Raw genomic sequence first — 1,434 nt, 5'->3', positions numbered from 1 at the left:
GCGTTCGCGTTTAATTTCCCTTTACTTTCTCATGATTTATTTATCTTTCTTGGAAGAATAAAAACTGGGATGTACCCGATTAGGTATTCCAGCCCGTGCTAATAAAAATGAATTAGGAAAAGTTGATATTGCTGATATTTCACAGTTTAAACCAACCCCAAGCGAAGAGGAAGAACATCTAAAAGATAGATTAACACCTGTAATATTACGCTTAGTAAATAAGGTGATTAAGGATGATAAAGAGGTTGTTTTACTGAGTCGAAAGAATAGTTTTCCTTGGTATGTGAATTACGGTAAAAATCAAAATATACCAAGAGACGGTACACTCGATAATTTCTTAAAATTAATCCATTCTTACCTTCCCGAAAATTTCAGACATAAGGTAACTATATCAACTGCTCATAAGTACAAAGGATTGGAAAAAAAGGTGGTTATCATACTTGATGCTGTCGCTGATTGTTACCCTTTACTTCATCCTGACTGGATATTTACTCGCATTTTTGGTGACAGTATTGAGCGAGTTATAGAAGAAGAACGCCGTCTTTTTTACGTTGGATTAACTCGTGCTGTGGAACATTTATTAATTCTCACTGAGAGTAATAACGTATCACCTTTTCTTGAAGAATTAAAAAGTAGACAAACAATCTCTATACTCAATTGGTCTGAATATCCACCTTTTGTTAAGTCTGTACAACGCATTACTGTTAGAGTCGGGAACCAAGCAGGAAAAGGTGAAAATGGTACTTATGCAATCAAAGACTTACTAAAAGCTGAAGGTTATCGCTGGAATAAAACTGAATGGAAAGCTTGGTGTCGTACTTATCCTGTACAAGGATTTTCAATAGAAGAATTTTTTGCTAAAGCCATGTGGATTTCTAATGCTGATGGAATTGAGGTGCGATTGTATGATGATTTAGAAATCCAGATAGCTGTTTATCGCGTTGAGCAAGGGCAGTGGAATTGAGCGAGAGAGACGCTGTATCTGTTGCGATCGCACTACTATTTTAGATTAGGGAGAAATCCTGAAACTATAGTAATCCCATTAGTCTGTCAAACTTCAATTAGGACTCTGAATGAAATAAAATACAACTCTTGATTATGTAGATTGATGTTGGGTTACGCAAAGCCTCCACCCAACCTACTAAGAATTTTATTAATTTGCGGATAACGACATTAATCTGTTAACGACGACAAATAATCTGTTATTCGATAACACTAAATGGAGCTAACCGGTCTCGAACCGGTGACCTCTACAATGCCATTGTAGCGCTCTACCAACTGAGCTATAACCCCTCATCTATCTTATAAATATTTGGCTATTATCCTAAAAACGATTGCCAGATGTCAATACTATTTATCGATGTAGTTAAAATTAGAAGTTTTCAACCTTATTAATACTTAATGTTTTTGATACCTTACCTAATATTTTAATAC

The 1,434-nt window shown here is 35.3% G+C and carries 1 protein-coding gene and 1 tRNA gene; one reads left to right on the top strand and one right to left on the bottom strand.

Annotated elements, in window-relative coordinates; translation table 11 throughout:
* Window positions 1-223: 223 nt before the first annotated feature.
* Window positions 224-964, top strand: coding sequence for a 3'-5' exonuclease (locus CK510_RS30345; protein WP_245912530.1), 741 nt, complete (start codon window positions 224-226; stop codon window positions 962-964).
* A 256-nt stretch (window positions 965-1,220) separates the two neighbouring features.
* Here the strand turns inward: CK510_RS30345 and CK510_RS30340 are convergent.
* Window positions 1,221-1,293 (bottom strand) — tRNA-Ala (locus CK510_RS30340).
* Window positions 1,294-1,434 lie beyond the last annotated feature (141 nt).

The organism is Brunnivagina elsteri CCALA 953 (genome assembly GCF_002289455.1).
Lineage (GTDB): Bacteria > Cyanobacteriota > Cyanobacteriia > Cyanobacteriales > Nostocaceae > Brunnivagina > Brunnivagina elsteri.
The sequence above is the reverse complement of the archived record's forward strand: the minus strand, read 5'-3'. Positions and strand labels throughout refer to the sequence as shown.